This is a genomic window from Rhizobium sp. RM, from assembly GCF_013390595.1.
Classification (GTDB): Bacteria; Pseudomonadota; Alphaproteobacteria; order Rhizobiales; family Rhizobiaceae; genus Agrobacterium.
In genome coordinates this window covers 14,098-27,869 of sequence record NZ_JACAWV010000024.1, presented here as the reverse complement: position 1 = coordinate 27,869, position 13,772 = coordinate 14,098, and the positions used below count along the sequence as shown (strand labels likewise).

Here is a 13,772-nt window from a genome sequence, read left to right as displayed (position 1 = left end):
ACATTGCGACCGAAGATCAAAGCCTCTTAAACGGGCTTGGCAGTGTCGTTTCGGGCGGAAGATCTGCAAGTTTCCCGATCAGATTGTTCAGCCGGTCTATCGTGAAAGCACTGTCGGCAAACCAAAGCTCGATCTCTGCGGGATCGAGCGTGTCGACCATTGCCGGAGTCGGCACCTTGCAGCCAGATGCGCGAATGGTCTTGATGTTTTCTTGATATCGGCGGATGCGTTCGGGCATGGGCAGGTCAGGACCATGCTTTTGCAATTTGTCTTTCGGCCATTCTGGCATCAACTTGCCCCCGTCTTCTCGAAACCTATCATCCAGTTTCACATGGTATAAAAAAAGCCGGGCTAACCCGGCTTCAGCGCGTACGCTTAGAATGGCCAGTAGGCCATGAAGGCGTGATACCAGCCTTGGACCGTGACCACTGCGACATCCAGGCAAATACCGATGAAGCCAACGACGATGATCGCACCCACCCCGGTCAACGTCAAAGGAATAGCATTTCGAGCCGCATCAACCCCATCTTCAGCGGATTTCAGCTCTTCAACTATATGAAGCATGCTCTTCGCCACTATCACCGCTCCTGCTCATCACGATCGCGCTTTGCCTCGCGCTCTTCCATCAGTTCCTCAAGGCGGTTCAACTGCCTTGCCGCAGGTTCGGCCTGTGACGCTTCACCTTCTCGGACTGCTGCCTTTTCTTCTACCACAGGACGCTGCTCCGAAGAAGTCTCAACCTCGGCAGTTTTGTCGTCACGCGCCGTAACCACCTCAGCTTCCCACTTGCGCCGGTCAACCGTTTCGACCTCACGAACCTTCTTTCCTTCGACTTCGCGGATAACGGTCTTCTCGACCTTTTCCATACCCGCTTCTCGCAAGGTGATGGTGTCGCCCTGTTTGGCTTCGGCATGTGACAATGCGGCTGGAATGCCAACACCCCAAACTGTGCGGTCTCCCTCTGCTGTGCGAAGAACCACGTATGGAGACGCTTCGTTTTCGGGCTTGTCCTGATAAGGCTTCGATCCAACCTCGATCAGCTCGCCACGCACACCCTCGCGGAAACCGGTCCGGGTCTTTGTGGACGCCGTCGCCGCAGCGACCTTCTCCACAGCGGCTTCGCCCTTCTTGTTTTTGGTCTCTGCCTTGCTTTCAGTAGCAACCAACTTTTCTTCAATATGCCGGATCTCGTTTTTCAGATGCGACTGCTCACGGCGGCCAACTTCCTGCCAATCCAACTCGTTGGGTTGATAGCCTTTAACGGCGATCCCCCTCGCCTGCCCTTCAAGCCAGGCCTCACGGCGAAACTCCTTGGAGCCTGCTATTTCGACACTCGTCCAGCCGCGATGCGCAGCGGTATCGATCATGAGGCGGACGGCCGTCGGATCGTAGATCTTGCTGCGGAGTTTCTCACCGGCATCCTGGAACACTTCGCGGGTGGCCTTTGAATTGGTGACGACACGAATAGCGCCATCAGCGGCGTGTTGCAGGAAATACTGGCTGGTGATTTCTGCAGGCAACGAACGCGACGGCTTCGGTTCCTCTACCCCGCCCTTCTCGACCGAAGCAGAGGGAACAAGTTCCAGCGATTGCTTTACGTTCGCCTCAACCGCAGAAACACCTTCCTTGATGTTGGTCTCGACCGCAACGCCTTCCTTGACGGCTTCCTCAACCACCTCGAGAACACGCGCCACGGGGCTAAACTTAGCGATAGAAGACGCCACATCTCGAACGATCGAATTGGGACGCGTTTTCGAGCGAATGTCCTCAAGCTCTTCCTGCAGCTCGACCACCTTGCGGCGTGCGTCGACAATGTTTTGCGCCCGCTCCGAGATCAGACTGAACTGCTCTTTCTCCTCCTGGTCGATCAGCTCGCCATAGTTGGCAAGCGCACTAGCAACGTTCTTTTCGTACGCGTCGAACTGCGCTCTTGTCATGTCGTCACTCATTACTTCACCCTCTCTGACAATATCCGCCAAATACTGGCGCGCTGCGTCTTTCACCGTCTCGAACTCACCCCGCTCAACCGAAACAGCCAGCCCCGCGAGACTGCTGCGGATCGCGAAGGACAGTTTGGCTTCAGCAGAAAGCGCAAACTGGACAACCTTCTCATCGTCGGAGCGATCGGCAACTGACGACCAGGCCCTCTTTGCGTCGAAAGCATGCTGCAGGCTTTGCTCCGTTGTCGCGACTGTCCGCGCCTCGGCGCGTTTGTTGTCGTATCGCATCTGTGCTGCGGGGCTAGTCCCGACGTGCGCAGTTCTGCCGATGGTGTCGACCGCCCTCACCTGATTGCGGGTAAAGGCCGGCGATGACGCCATTTCCCGGCGATCGGTCATTTCCATGGCAATGCCGTGGTCCCTCGCCTTTTCGGCCAGAAGCGCCCGCCACTGCCGAAAAGTCTGCGGACTGGTCTCGACCCGTTCGCCGTCCTGATTGCGCATCACCACAAGGGCATGAACGTGGATGTGGGGCCGCTTGCCACCGTCGCTCTGCTCCTTCGGATCGTGCATGGGGTCATGCATCGAAAAAGCGTATTTGAAGCCCTCAAACTGTTGCGCCAGGAATTCACGCGCAGCATTCTCGAATGCATCCGCATTCGTCCCTGCACGCGCTGACAGAATGACGTGCATAACGTCCCTGCCCTTCCGGCTGTGCAATTCGGAACGCCATTCTTTCTGGACGAGATCGCCCGCAGCCTTGTCGGTTTCGATCACACGGCCGCGGTCGTCTCTGACCTCAACGTTGGCTTCCACCAGCTCGCGCACTCTTGCCGTGCCGTACTCAACGCCATTGCCGTACCTGGAAAAAGAAAAGCGCGACGCAGCGCCGATGGCCGTCTCGCTCTTATCGAACCTGCCTTGCACAATCTCCGCTGCAACGTCATCACCGGTCAGCCGCTCGCCCTCCTTGCTCCGCAGAACGAGAACACCTTGAACTTCGACGACACCACGCGCCGGTTGATGAACCGCATAGGCATACCGCCGATGCCCAAGACCTGCCCCCAGAACAGTCCGAACCGCGTTGTGCAGATCGTCTTCAGTCTCGATGGCATCCGTCTCGATGCGAACACTGAAGCTGGCAACGTCTCGGCTTTCACTCCGGTTCTGGAACAGAGGCTCCCATTCCTTCTTCAGCGCTGCAAGCTCTCCCCTGCTCCGCAAGCGCTCGCCGCTCTCCGTCTCGATTGCGATCTCGCCCTTTCGCGAAACGTAGTCCACCATCGCACCGAGCCGACCGCCGCCGCCATAAGACGCCATTTTCGCAACGGCTGGCTGGCTACCTTTCGCCACGGCTTCTAGACGCTCAACCAACCGTCGAGGCGCGGCGCGACTGCCCTCGCCTTCCGTTTCGGACCTTGCGCCGTGCCTCAGCAATGGCCGCGACTTGCCTGGAGGAGGCAATTTCCCCTCTCCCCCGCCGCCTCTGCGCTTAAATAACTCCTCCTCCAGAACCTTTTTCGCGCCTGCCGCCGACGAAGGATCAAGACCGTATGCAGTCAGCCGATGCCCAAAATCGACTCTGATAAGACTAGAAAGCTTGTCGTTCACACCGCACCTCGACGTGAATTTCCCGCACGAATCGATGCGTGGCGCAGCTCATGGCGCGTCGCATCAGCAATCCGTTCGACATTCCGGAGGGCAATTTTGACCTCTCCAGCGTCAACGACCCTCCCCGCGTTCAGCGATCGTGCCACCTGGTTGAGGTTCACGCCGATCTTCCGCATGTCCTCATGGAGAATAGATAGGATCGTCCTATCCTCGTCATTGAAGACTGGACGGACGCCGGCCCCTTCCAACGTCAATGAACGAAAGAACGCCGAAGCCGTCATACCCGCCGCCAACGCCGCGTCTTGGACCGCGAGATACTCCGCATCGCTCAGGCGGACGGTCAGGTGCCTACTCATACCGGTCGCATCCCTCTTTCGTCCTGCTTTCCGCACTGCTTCGGCCATCGACAGTCAATCAATCACAATCCATCGTGGGCCTGTCCCTCGATGCTGTAATTTTGTACAACAAAATTACGTATCCTGCCAACCTATTATGATTTGTAATTCGATAAATTTTCCTTTGGGCGACGTGCGGACTTATAGGCGACCCACACCTCCGGTAAGGGAGCCCACCAAGGTTCACACCCAGGACCGCTTTTCGGCCTTTCTGCTAACGGTCGTACTCGCCCGCAAGAGACGCTTCGCTCTTTGCCCTTGCGGCCTGCGTGCGCCCATAGCGGAAAATTCCTGCGCGGCTCCGGGGTTCACACCTCCATTTATCGTAACCCTTATACAACTGAAACCATTGCGCTATTTACGTTGATTACTTTATATAAAGTGAAGTGCGTTTCTTCTTCAGTTCTTCTCAACATTTACCCGACCGAACGCCGGTGAGTTTCCTCGTTTCAACGCAACATCAAAGACACGACACATCGAAACTTTTGGTGAGGGTGTGAGTGGGCCATCGCTCCAACCTTCGTCCGTCAATGTGACTGCAGTCCTGAGTTAACGTCGCGAAGCATCGGTGAGGGCAACAATATTTGATTTATAATAGGTTTGTTTTGTAGTTGAAAAATTGTTTGGTTTATTGCAAGTGTGGCGTTGGCTGGACCTCGGGTGGAGACAATCGTGGTCGCCTTCCCGTCACGCCGATCAAGAGGAACGAGTATGACGATCATTTTCGGTACGATGAGTTCAAAGGGCGGCGCTGGAAAGTCCACGATCGCCAAGCTGATTGCCGGTGAATACGCGCTCAACGATGACAGCAGAGTATTGCTCGTAGATTCTGACCCGAGCCAAAACGTCCAGGCCTGGTGGATGCAATGTGGAGAAAAGGGTCAGCAGCCGGAGAACATAGATTTCGTGTCCGCGCTGCAGACCAAAGCGCTTGATGACCTCATGCTTCGCAAGGCGGATTATGGCGCGATCATAATCGACACTGCCGGCCGGGATTCAGTTATCCTCAAGAACATTCTCGACTATGTGGACGTCGTGTTGACACCGGTCCAAGCAGCAAAACGCGAGATCGATGCGATGAGCAAGGCGATTGAGATTGTGGACGCCTATAACGAGAGCCACAGCAAAGCGGTCAAACATTTTATCATCCGGACACGGGTAACTGCTATTAATCAAAGATCCAATGAATACCGGTTCATTCGCCAGTATGTCGAAGAGATCAACAAGCATGGATATCGTTCAAGGCTCCTGGACGCGGAGTTGGTGGAACGGAACATCTATCGAGAGATCGAAAACGGCTACGGCACGGTGCAGATGCAGCAACTGACCGATCCCGTGAAGAAAGCACGCATTGAGGTCATGAGGCTGATGGCCGAGATCGAACGGCATTTGGCGGTTCGGACGCTGGAGGCAGCGTAATGGTCAGCCGCAAATTGGAATTCGGCGATGTTAAGCTCCCTCTTGGCAAATCTCGCAATCAGCAGATTGGTGAGCCAGTATTAGAAAGCGAGACTCTAACCTCGGCGGATGTTGTTCCCGCATCGACGCACACAAACAGTCATCCTGAAGAGGGCGCCGACAATTTTGTTCTGGCCGATGATGCGGCTAGTTCGCCTACGAGCTCGTCCCAGCGAAAGAGATTTGTGGGAGAGGGTATTATCGCGCTCCGCGGCCATCGAAAACAGTCAAGCCAAACGCTGTTCAACGTCTCTCTAGACGAGCCTCTAAAGGAACGCCTGGAGAGAGCTTCTTTTGAAACCAAAGTAAAGCAAACGGTTATCGCTCGCGCGGCAATCAACGCCTTCCTGAAAAAAGAAGGCTACTAAAATTCACCCCTGCGGACCCTAGTCTTGCTTCACATCTTTTTTAGATATTATTGTCTCCGGGGAATCGACGGCGGCTTGCGAAACCTATAGACCTCGCAAATCAACTCTGCTTGAAGTCCTAGCATTTGATCAATTTTATCTAGTCAAAAAGACTGCGAGAGGGAAACCGCGTGGAAAGCGACGACGTCTCCACCGAGCAAGACGAAAACCAGCCGCCAGAAGCAGTTCGCGCTTATGCGAAGAAATATGGCCTGGTGCCGACCTTCGAAGCGAAGCCGCTCAAGCAAGTAAAAAAAGGCGAGACGCCTCCCGAAAGCAGCCGTGCAACGACCATCTATCGCCGTCCAGGCTACGAGGGCGTTCTTGCTTTGCCGGAGATCGAAAAACGTATTGGCGAGTTCCTGCGAACAGTCCGGGATAAGCGTGACATCTCGCAATACGATTTCGCTGTACTGCTCGGCATTACAGGCCAGGTTTGGGGACGATACGAGCGCTCGATGTCGTCTCTCGATGTATCTCGTTTAATCGTCCTGACCGAACTCTTGGGCCTAAAACCCACGGACCTACTGGGGTATGTCGCCCCGCACCTCTTCGGTGACACCCCTGAGGGAGCAAAAGACCGCATTGAGCTCATCCATCGCATTTGTGAGCTTCCTGACGAAACGGCGTCAAACTTGCTCGGCATGGTGAAGCATCTCGAGAGTGTAGCCAAAGGGATGAAATATAGCTAAACGGCGACGCGCGACCGTCGATGATGTCAAAAAGTCGGATCAAAGCGAGGCGTACTATGCCGCGCCTCTCTGGTGTGACCATAGAACCCTGTGTTCGACACCTGGACCCCAAACGCGGCGATTGAGCGGAGATGCATAACACCTCGAGACCGCACGAGTTTTCCAGCGGCGAGGCGTTGGCGCATTATGGAAATTTTGCCCAACCCAGGACAAATTGCGAGTTCATCACAACAGCGAGGTAGGAGCCCCAGTAATCAACTTAATCTCGGGAAGGTTTGAATGATCCATGATACACGTGCTCCATCACTCGAGCTACTGTCTTCTCTATAGGTTCATTCGATGCGATGTTCACGTTGCCATCTATGACCGCAAGGGTTTCATCAATCAAAGCATCGCGCTCAGCCCCGCTGAGGAAATAACGAAGGGCGTAACGCGCGACAATGTTCTCTAGCTGATTTCCAGCTCCTGATCCTAGTTTTGTCATCACCTTTTACTCTAGCATCGTAGGCGGGAGCACATATAAACTCTCAGGCATTAGCGCCTACGCATTCGTTGCTGACGATCACGGTGGTCTAGCACTGACAACGCCTTCCCCTCACTTGCTATTTAAGTTCGTGACTTCACCGACTGTTGAATTAAAGCGTCTTTGCAGTCGCTTCCATCCATGCCCTGTGCTTCTCTTCATCCTGGTGGGCCGTGAGGAAAAAAGCCTTTGAGGCTGGCGTTGCGCCCTCGTGTCGCGCCGCGCGCTCATACGCGCTGACAGTGTCTTTCTCATTTGTTTGCATGGCTTTCAGAATTGCGCCATCACCAATCAGATCGGCCAATGCAATTTTTCCAGTCGTCAAATATTGCTTCATGTCGCCCTCGGTCGGAGCGTCGACACCGAGTTCCTGCGCCATCTCGGTCAGCATTTTAACATGCTGTAGGTGTTCCTGTTTGAACGAGGAGACTTGATCAGCGAGTTCCCGGCTATCGAGCCGGTCGATGCAAGAGTCGTACGCCGCTATTGCGTCATGCTCCATATAAAGAAGGTTCTTCACGACGTCTATGATATCGGATTCGCTGCCTACCATCGTAACCATGAAAGTCTCCTTTTTTGACGCCCCTCTAACCGCTGTGCGGCGCTGATGTTCCGTTGCTGTGAAAGGCGGACCTCTTAGCTTTGGCTATGCCGCCGGCCAGTCGTTCGAAGGTTCATCGATTTCCTCTGGATCATCCGCGGGGTCGGGATCGTATTCGAAGGCCGAACGGATGTTTATGAGCTCAGTCTGCATTTTTGCCATCACGTCGGGAGGCTGGAGGCCCCGGACGACAAAGTGGTCGATCAGCTCATCCAGCTTGAGCCTTATTTCATCAGACAGCTTATCGGTCATATCCCACCTCAATGCTTGGGACGATGGTCACCTTTGTCGCCCTCACCCGGCTTCGCCTCGTGTTTAGCTTTCTGGCGCTTGTCTGCAGAAAGCGAACGGCCCACATCAACGCTTTCCTTAAACTGACCTTTGTCGTCACGACGGACATAGCGTTTGTCGGTCCCTGTATCGATAAGTTCGCGCTTTGACATAACAGTCTCCTCATTCTGCTTGAGGAGCAAGAACGCTCATGATTCCAAAAGGATGCAAAATCTGTCGACGTCAATCGGCTCGCTGGAGCTCCCGCACGACCGCGACCCACCTGGTCAAACCAGAATCAGTTTATCAGCCAATCGAGCTAACCCATTGAAAATTGATTCATTTCGAGTCGGAACGAATCACTTCGATGGGGCTTTGAGCCGCATCAAAGTGATTCGGAGTAAGCGTCATGGCGAGTAGTCATAGAGCACAATGGAAAGGTTTCCTGAAGTTTGGAGAAGTCAGCTTCGGAGTGGCGCTTTACACGGCGGCCAGCACCTCTGAACGGATTACCTTCAATACGATCAACAAGGCGACCGGTAACCGGGTCAATCGCATCTTCATCGATATCGAAACTGAAGAGATGGTCCCGAAGGAAAGCCAGACGAAAGGCTTTGAGATCGATAATGGGCGCTACATCATCATCGATCCAGATGAGATCGCTGCAGCAATCCCAGAAAGCAACAAAACGCTTGAGATAGAAGCGTTTATCCCGCGCACGGACGTCGATGACGTCTACTTCGACAAGCCGTACTACCTCACACCTGACAAGATGGGCGAAGATGCCTTTCTGGCGCTTCGCGACGGGATGAAGAAATCCAATGTCGCGGCGATCGCCCGTACGGTCCTCTTTCGTCGGATGCGGACAGTCCTCATTCGCCCACATGGCAAAGGGCTTATCGCGACGACCCTTAACTTCGACTACGAGGTTCGCTCCTCTAAAACCGCGTTCGAGGAAATGCCCAAGATCAAGGTTGAAGGTGAGATGCTGGAGCTTGCCAGGCACATCATCTCGACGAAGAAAGGCGACTTCGATCCAGCCATCTTTGAGGACAGGTATGAGGCAGCGCTGAGTGAGCTTGTGAAGGCCAAGCTTGAAGGCAAACCTTTGCCAAAGGCGAAGAAGATCGAGGTTTCCAAGCCAAACGATCTACTTGCCGCTTTTCGGGAAAGTGCTGGCATGATGAAATCCGCCGCATCGAAGCCGAAAAGAACGGCCGCGAACGCGAACAAGGGCGTGGGTCGAGAAAAGGCATCGAGAGCGTCGCCCTCCAAGGCAGGCGCATCGAAGGCCGCAGGCCAACGTAAGGCGAGCTAGGGAGAACAGCCATGGCACCGCAATACTATTGGAAAGGCTACCTCAAGCTTTCACTGGTCACCTGCCCTGTCGCGATGAAACCCGCGACGAGCGAGAGCGAGAAGGTCCGCTTTCATACCTTGAACAAGGACACCGGAAATCGCGTGGTGAGCCAATACATTGACTCAGTGACAGGTAAGCCAGTCAAAGACCAGAACGAAGCCAAGGGATATGCGAGAGGTGAGAACGATTACGTCATCCTCACCGATGACGAGTTGGACGCTGTTGCTCTCGACACCGTCAAAACCATCGACATAGAGAAGTTTGCTCCAGCGGACTCCATCGAATGGATTTATCTCGAAAAGCCGCACTACCTCATCCCAAGTGACACTGTGGGAGAGGAGGCATTCGCAGTTATTCGCGACGCGATGAAAGCGGACAACGTCGTGGGGATTTCGAAGCTGGTGATCGGTCGGCGAGAACGTGCCGTCGTTCTCGAACCGCGTGACAACGGGATTGTCCTGTGGTCACTCAGGTACGGAGACGAGGTGCGACCGGAACAGAGCTACTTCGATGACATCGCAGATGATGCCGATCCGGAACTCGTACCGCTTGTACAGCAACTTATCAAAAAGAAGACGGCCAAGTGGTCCCCGGACATGGTGAGTGACCCGATCCAGGAAAGTCTTCTCAAGCTCATCGAAGAGAAGAAGAAGGCGATGCCCAAGAGGGCGGCAAAGGGGAAGAGCTCGGTGTCGGCACCCGCATCGAATGTGGTCAACATCATGGATGCTTTGAGGAAGTCAGTCGAGGCTGACCTAAAGAAGAGGAAGGCTGGGTGATATGCATCTCGCCGGGGGACAAGCCAGAAACGAAACCGAAGCAATGCAGCATGCGAGAGCCATCATGGTCGAAATGACAGCGTTCGGGACGCGTGGTGGAGGCCGGAGCCTCAATAGCTACGATGCGGCGAGCAACGGCAACTTCGACGGCGACAAACCACTTCAGAGCACAAAGCACTGAATTTAACTGGCTAAGATGAGAGAAAGTAGCGAAATGGATCGACCAACCCAAAAGCGATGGCGGAAACGATCCCGATAACAACCACGTTCAAAACAATAAGGGTGATAACGAATGCCCTTTCCACGGCGTGTTCCCATAAAAGTAGGTTTAGCCAAGTTTCAACACGGCGCGTCCAATTCGAACGCGCCGTCCCATACGGACGAAATCAATAGTGAGTAAAGCCCCGCCTACGTGGGGCAACTGCTAACTCACTTGCAGCAGCTTAGGTGCAGTTGAGTGCTTCGAAACCGGCCCTACCTGCACCAAGGGCATTCCGGCCTCCAAGCAAGCAGCTATAAAAGCTTCTCTCGCGACCTCGGATGGCACAAGCCAGGAAAGAGCCCCTCGACAAGTTTCAACCGCGCGCTTGTAGCGGCCTCCATGCCGAAGCGGCCACTCGTGTTCTAATAAATCCAGTGCGTCGTAGACGCTCAAGAAAGTTCGCTCCAGTCCGCATTGAAGGCGGACACGAACGGGTACTCGAAACAAAACATCTTGGCTGTTCATTTCTAACCTCCAATCTAAAACAACCAGATTCAGAAACGAAAACAAGATTGGTAGTCGTATGCGGGGGATCAAGATGTAGAGCGAAACTTTTCGGATTTGGTCCGTTACCGTACAAAGTGATCGCCGGCGACGACCAGCGCCCGCAGGTGCGCCGCTACCGAAACTATCTATTAGACGCTGGCAAAGATACCAACGATCATTACACCCTCCAGCACGGCCCCGAGTGAAAAGAGCGACTTTGATAGTAAGGCACTCGCGCCTGTTGGCTGTTCGAACAGATGATGGCTACCGACAGCGCTCACCAGACCGGCGGCGATAAGGCTTACCAGCCCAACCATGCCGATCAAGGCAAATATTCCCGATCCCAAAGTCATATGGCGACCCTCCACTGAACGCGCCGCTTGTACGATGTGCGAATGCAGGCGTTCGTTTTCGAACCTGCACGCATTCAAATCGTTCCAATCTCTGACGTCATCACGTCACTCACTCAATCGCATCACCGACCTGAGAGAGATTTTTGCGATTAGTGAGCCATCGTAGCGCACCACCTCAAACTGAGTGCCGTCCAGCACCTCGTCTCGAATGATTTTTTCGGCAAGCATCTCTCTCGCCGCCTTGAGAGCTTCGAGCCGTGCCTGTTCGTCGTCTGGAAGCATTGCGCCTTCGTTGTCCTCTGATAGGCCATCAGAGTCACGCACGTGAAAGAAGTACCGAGGCATTCGATTGAGTCCTGAATTAGAAGTCTAAGGAAACTCCACTGTCACATGCATAGTTCCTCACTTCCCACTATTGGGCTCTCGCAGCTGTAGCCGTATCGGGCTCAAGGTCTTTTCGGAACAATCGAGAGAGACACCTGTTAGGCGCGCAAACTCGAGGAGGAAACGGCGAGGTGTTACGAAGCTTCAAATCAAAGCATATATTGATCTTTGAAAAACAGGTGATACTGACACCGACCTGCCATGATCTTTTGCTCGGAGCGGGAGCCACAATCGTTGGACCTGTTTCAACCCTAGTGGACGCGCTCGAAAGACTGATATCTCAGATGGTTGACGGCGTAATCATCGATATCGAAGTAGACGAGTTCGCACTTGTCGAGCTATCGAAAATTCTGGATGAACTGTGCGTTCCATTTTTATTTGTTACAGGGCATCGATCTACCGTCGGCCCCTACATCCTGATCGATGACGTTGTTGAGCTGGCGAAGATTGGCCTTGCGCTATTTTCTCCACCGCGAGCTCGAACAGTACACTGATATCATTTCGATTGTGCACAGAGCTTGCGGCTTGGAGCAATATTCGAGAGGCCAAGTTCCACCAAAGCGACACGGCGCATTGTGGTGATCAATTGAGCATCAATCGCGATCTCATCGTTCGATGTGGGAAACGCCCTCAAAGTTTCAGATATCGTTTCCTCAACGAGTTTGATCTGAAGTTCCTCGGAACTGGTGAAACGCTTCGCCCAAGGCAGCAGAAGAGTTCGGAGTGGGCATGCTTCTGTATAGTTGGGTTTACACATGTGTGCATCCCTAGCTAGGCAGGCGGGAGCACATAGTAACCCTCAGTCGGCATCGCCTACGAATTCGGTTGATGCCAATAAGTTAGTTTACCACATTTCTCCATCGAACGAAGAAATGAATGCCAATGGACCAAGATTGTCCGAAACCGTACATTGGCCCAAAACCGGCTTCGGATAACACACCGTGTGATGTGTGCCGCCCAAGCAGTTCCAAACCCCGGCACATGAAGTCAATGATGGGGCGCGTTAGCCGGGCGGTAACAATACACCCATTTCTCTTCGAGAGCCTTCACGACACTCTCCGCGATCTCGATCTTGGCGGCGTCTGAATTAATCGACAGCTTGTCCGCGTACCGCTCTCGCCTCTCCTCGGGAACTGCACTCAACACGTCCTCCAAGAAAATGGCTACATCGAACACGTCAACTCGTCGCTCACCCTCATAAAAGCGGTATGTTCGGCCGATACTTACGGTAATAGCTTCCGCAAGCAACTTTGTCGCCAAACCAGTCCGGCCGCGCGTTCCTGGCGATTTCCCGGCGTATCGGTTGCGTAATGGAGTTGGCTGCGTGGAGAGACAGATGCGTATGTCTTTTTCCAAATCGTCGAACATTGGGTAGCGTCAATTCTTGATATGACCATGCTGGGACGACATGGATTTATGAGGGTAATGTTCCCAGCAATGCCATACTGGCTTTTCGGCTTTGTTGCGACTGAACCCAAAGCCACCCCAGAGGTTACACCCAGCTTCTTCACACCAGTGCTCTTCGTGAACGCCGTCGCCCGACTTCGTCTTCTGGTCGCTCATAGTTGCGGCGTGCCGCTGACTATTTCTATCGGATCAGCTGGCGCTCTTATTAGCTGAGGGACACGTACTCTCTCCCGCCACTGCGCGATCGCATCATCAGGGCTCGAGCAAACCACCCATTCAATAAACGCGTCAGATATGTTCGGATGGTCGTAGAGTACCGCAGCCAACTGCTTGCGTTTGCTGTACAGAAACTCGATCATCGCACCGTTCACGACGGCATCGTCGTCGACGGAAACCTCGTATGCGGTATAACCCGTGAAGGCCGTCAAATCAGATTCCCGGTCAACCTCTCCTAGTAAACGCTGGTCGAGTTTGTGATGGGAGACTTGGTCGGCGGCGCCGAAATCTCCGTCTTCCAGGGGACGGCGTGGGTAGACCGCATGACCTTCCAAGATGTGCGAATGAACATGCATTTTGCGCCTCCAGTCTCTCGAAACTGCAATATATGTTCTACTTATGTTCTCATTCGGGAGTGAAGTCAAACCATTTGGCTTGAGATGGCCGCACTGTCTTCAAAGATGCAAGTGCAACTACGCGAGCGATCATAGAAGACACCCTTGCATTTTCGGCAGATCGCTTCGAAAATGACCCTGAAAAGAGAATCGCGACGATCTCGGACCTGAGGACGCGCGGTCGATGCATAGGAACTCCCCTGGCTTCTTGAAACAAGCGGGAAGACAGACGT

General features: G+C 53.9%; 18 protein-coding genes. 6 read left to right on the top strand and 12 right to left on the bottom strand.

All coding sequences use genetic code 11. The features are described 5' to 3' along the window. Window positions 1-16: 16 nt before the first annotated feature. From HWX89_RS24650 to HWX89_RS24635, 4 genes are all read right to left on the bottom strand, one after another. Entirely contained in the window at window positions 17-238 is a 222-nt protein-coding gene (locus HWX89_RS24650) for a hypothetical protein (RefSeq protein ID WP_246705282.1), read from the bottom strand. 137 nt (window positions 239-375) lie between these two features. Further along, entirely contained in the window at window positions 376-564 is a 189-nt protein-coding gene (locus HWX89_RS24645) for a hypothetical protein (RefSeq protein ID WP_138793078.1), read from the bottom strand. Between the two features lie 14 nt (window positions 565-578). After that, complete coding sequence (locus tag HWX89_RS26590; protein ID WP_178340923.1) at window positions 579-3,293, bottom strand: LPD7 domain-containing protein; 2,715 nt, start codon at window positions 3,291-3,293, stop codon at window positions 579-581. Window positions 3,294-3,547: 254 nt separating this feature from the next. Beyond that, window positions 3,548-3,955 (bottom strand): plasmid mobilization protein, encoded by a 408-nt coding sequence (locus HWX89_RS24635; RefSeq protein WP_246705281.1) that lies wholly within the window; start codon window positions 3,953-3,955, stop codon window positions 3,548-3,550. 702 nt (window positions 3,956-4,657) lie between these two features. On the opposite strand from HWX89_RS24635, the gene HWX89_RS24630 reads away from it, so the two are divergent. The 3 genes from HWX89_RS24630 to HWX89_RS26585 all read left to right on the top strand — a co-directional run bounded on the left by HWX89_RS24630 (window position 4,658) and on the right by HWX89_RS26585 (window position 6,503). After that, on the top strand, window positions 4,658-5,365 hold the full coding sequence (locus tag HWX89_RS24630) for a ParA family protein (RefSeq protein ID WP_138793754.1): 708 nt from the start codon (window positions 4,658-4,660) through the stop codon (window positions 5,363-5,365). Beyond that, window positions 5,365-5,772: a hypothetical protein gene (locus HWX89_RS24625; RefSeq protein WP_138793750.1), complete on the top strand. Its 408-nt coding sequence runs from the start codon at window positions 5,365-5,367 to the stop codon at window positions 5,770-5,772. The genes HWX89_RS24630 and HWX89_RS24625 overlap by 1 nt, the downstream gene beginning before the upstream one ends. A gap of 170 nt (window positions 5,773-5,942) precedes the next feature. After that, complete coding sequence (locus HWX89_RS26585; RefSeq protein ID WP_138793749.1) at window positions 5,943-6,503, top strand: helix-turn-helix domain-containing protein; 561 nt, start codon at window positions 5,943-5,945, stop codon at window positions 6,501-6,503. Between the two features lie 635 nt (window positions 6,504-7,138). On the opposite strand, the gene HWX89_RS24615 is transcribed toward HWX89_RS26585, so the two are convergent. From HWX89_RS24615 to HWX89_RS24605, 3 genes are all read right to left on the bottom strand, one after another. Further along, window positions 7,139-7,588 (bottom strand): DUF892 family protein, encoded by a 450-nt coding sequence (locus tag HWX89_RS24615; RefSeq protein WP_138793748.1) that lies wholly within the window; start codon window positions 7,586-7,588, stop codon window positions 7,139-7,141. An 84-nt stretch (window positions 7,589-7,672) separates the two neighbouring features. After that, window positions 7,673-7,879 (bottom strand): hypothetical protein, encoded by a 207-nt coding sequence (locus HWX89_RS24610; protein ID WP_138793747.1) that lies wholly within the window; start codon window positions 7,877-7,879, stop codon window positions 7,673-7,675. Between the two features lie 8 nt (window positions 7,880-7,887). Then, a complete protein-coding gene (locus HWX89_RS24605; protein WP_138793746.1) occupies window positions 7,888-8,070 on the bottom strand; it encodes a hypothetical protein in 183 nt (60 codons plus the stop codon). 236 nt (window positions 8,071-8,306) lie between these two features. Between HWX89_RS24605 and ku (HWX89_RS24600) the strand changes: the two genes are divergently transcribed. After that, entirely contained in the window at window positions 8,307-9,215 is a 909-nt protein-coding gene (ku, locus tag HWX89_RS24600) for a non-homologous end joining protein Ku (protein ID WP_138793745.1), read from the top strand. A gap of 11 nt (window positions 9,216-9,226) precedes the next feature. Next, entirely contained in the window at window positions 9,227-10,036 is an 810-nt protein-coding gene (ku, locus tag HWX89_RS24595) for a non-homologous end joining protein Ku (protein ID WP_138793744.1), read from the top strand. A gap of 424 nt (window positions 10,037-10,460) precedes the next feature. Here ku (HWX89_RS24595) and HWX89_RS24590 read toward each other — a convergent pair whose 3' ends face one another. The 3 genes from HWX89_RS24590 to HWX89_RS24580 all read right to left on the bottom strand — a co-directional run bounded on the left by HWX89_RS24590 (window position 10,461) and on the right by HWX89_RS24580 (window position 11,482). After that, window positions 10,461-10,763, bottom strand: a complete 303-nt coding sequence (locus HWX89_RS24590; RefSeq protein ID WP_138793743.1) for a DUF982 domain-containing protein — start codon at window positions 10,761-10,763, stop codon at window positions 10,461-10,463. A gap of 170 nt (window positions 10,764-10,933) precedes the next feature. Beyond that, window positions 10,934-11,137, bottom strand: a complete 204-nt coding sequence (locus HWX89_RS24585) for a hypothetical protein (protein ID WP_138793742.1) — start codon at window positions 11,135-11,137, stop codon at window positions 10,934-10,936. Between the two features lie 105 nt (window positions 11,138-11,242). Then, entirely contained in the window at window positions 11,243-11,482 is a 240-nt protein-coding gene (locus HWX89_RS24580; RefSeq protein WP_138793741.1) for a DUF6894 family protein, read from the bottom strand. Between the two features lie 170 nt (window positions 11,483-11,652). Here HWX89_RS24580 and HWX89_RS24575 point away from each other — a divergent pair, with 170 nt between their 5' ends. Next, window positions 11,653-12,015, top strand: coding sequence for a response regulator (locus HWX89_RS24575; RefSeq protein ID WP_138793740.1), 363 nt, complete (start codon window positions 11,653-11,655; stop codon window positions 12,013-12,015). 493 nt (window positions 12,016-12,508) lie between these two features. Here HWX89_RS24575 and HWX89_RS24570 read toward each other — a convergent pair whose 3' ends face one another. Then, window positions 12,509-12,889 (bottom strand): hypothetical protein, encoded by a 381-nt coding sequence (locus HWX89_RS24570; protein ID WP_178340922.1) that lies wholly within the window; start codon window positions 12,887-12,889, stop codon window positions 12,509-12,511. 191 nt (window positions 12,890-13,080) lie between these two features. Next, the gene (locus tag HWX89_RS24565) at window positions 13,081-13,500 is read right to left on the bottom strand and encodes a hypothetical protein (RefSeq protein ID WP_138793738.1); all 420 of its coding nucleotides are present in this window, start codon (window positions 13,498-13,500) and stop codon (window positions 13,081-13,083) included. Between the last annotated feature and the right edge of the window lie 272 nt (window positions 13,501-13,772).

What these genes read in the sequence shown, in the direction of transcription:
- HWX89_RS24650 (WP_246705282.1), bottom strand. Translation starts at nt 238, where the DNA reads ATGCCCGAACGCATCCGCCGATATCAAGAAAACATCAAGACCATTCGC.
- HWX89_RS24570 (WP_178340922.1), bottom strand. Translation starts at nt 12,889, where the DNA reads ATGTTCGACGATTTGGAAAAAGACATACGCATCTGTCTCTCCACGCAG.
- HWX89_RS24645 (WP_138793078.1), bottom strand. Translation starts at nt 564, where the DNA reads ATGCTTCATATAGTTGAAGAGCTGAAATCCGCTGAAGATGGGGTTGAT.
- HWX89_RS24605 (WP_138793746.1), bottom strand. Translation starts at nt 8,070, where the DNA reads ATGTCAAAGCGCGAACTTATCGATACAGGGACCGACAAACGCTATGTC.
- ku (WP_138793745.1), top strand. Translation starts at nt 8,307, where the DNA reads ATGGCGAGTAGTCATAGAGCACAATGGAAAGGTTTCCTGAAGTTTGGA.
- HWX89_RS24585 (WP_138793742.1), bottom strand. Translation starts at nt 11,137, where the DNA reads ATGACTTTGGGATCGGGAATATTTGCCTTGATCGGCATGGTTGGGCTG.
- HWX89_RS24590 (WP_138793743.1), bottom strand. Translation starts at nt 10,763, where the DNA reads ATGAACAGCCAAGATGTTTTGTTTCGAGTACCCGTTCGTGTCCGCCTT.
- ku (WP_138793744.1), top strand. Translation starts at nt 9,227, where the DNA reads ATGGCACCGCAATACTATTGGAAAGGCTACCTCAAGCTTTCACTGGTC.
- HWX89_RS24635 (WP_246705281.1), bottom strand. Translation starts at nt 3,955, where the DNA reads ATGGCCGAAGCAGTGCGGAAAGCAGGACGAAAGAGGGATGCGACCGGT.
- HWX89_RS24625 (WP_138793750.1), top strand. Translation starts at nt 5,365, where the DNA reads ATGGTCAGCCGCAAATTGGAATTCGGCGATGTTAAGCTCCCTCTTGGC.
- HWX89_RS24565 (WP_138793738.1), bottom strand. Translation starts at nt 13,500, where the DNA reads ATGCATGTTCATTCGCACATCTTGGAAGGTCATGCGGTCTACCCACGC.
- HWX89_RS24615 (WP_138793748.1), bottom strand. Translation starts at nt 7,588, where the DNA reads ATGGTTACGATGGTAGGCAGCGAATCCGATATCATAGACGTCGTGAAG.
- HWX89_RS24580 (WP_138793741.1), bottom strand. Translation starts at nt 11,482, where the DNA reads ATGCCTCGGTACTTCTTTCACGTGCGTGACTCTGATGGCCTATCAGAG.
- HWX89_RS24610 (WP_138793747.1), bottom strand. Translation starts at nt 7,879, where the DNA reads ATGACCGATAAGCTGTCTGATGAAATAAGGCTCAAGCTGGATGAGCTG.
- HWX89_RS24630 (WP_138793754.1), top strand. Translation starts at nt 4,658, where the DNA reads ATGACGATCATTTTCGGTACGATGAGTTCAAAGGGCGGCGCTGGAAAG.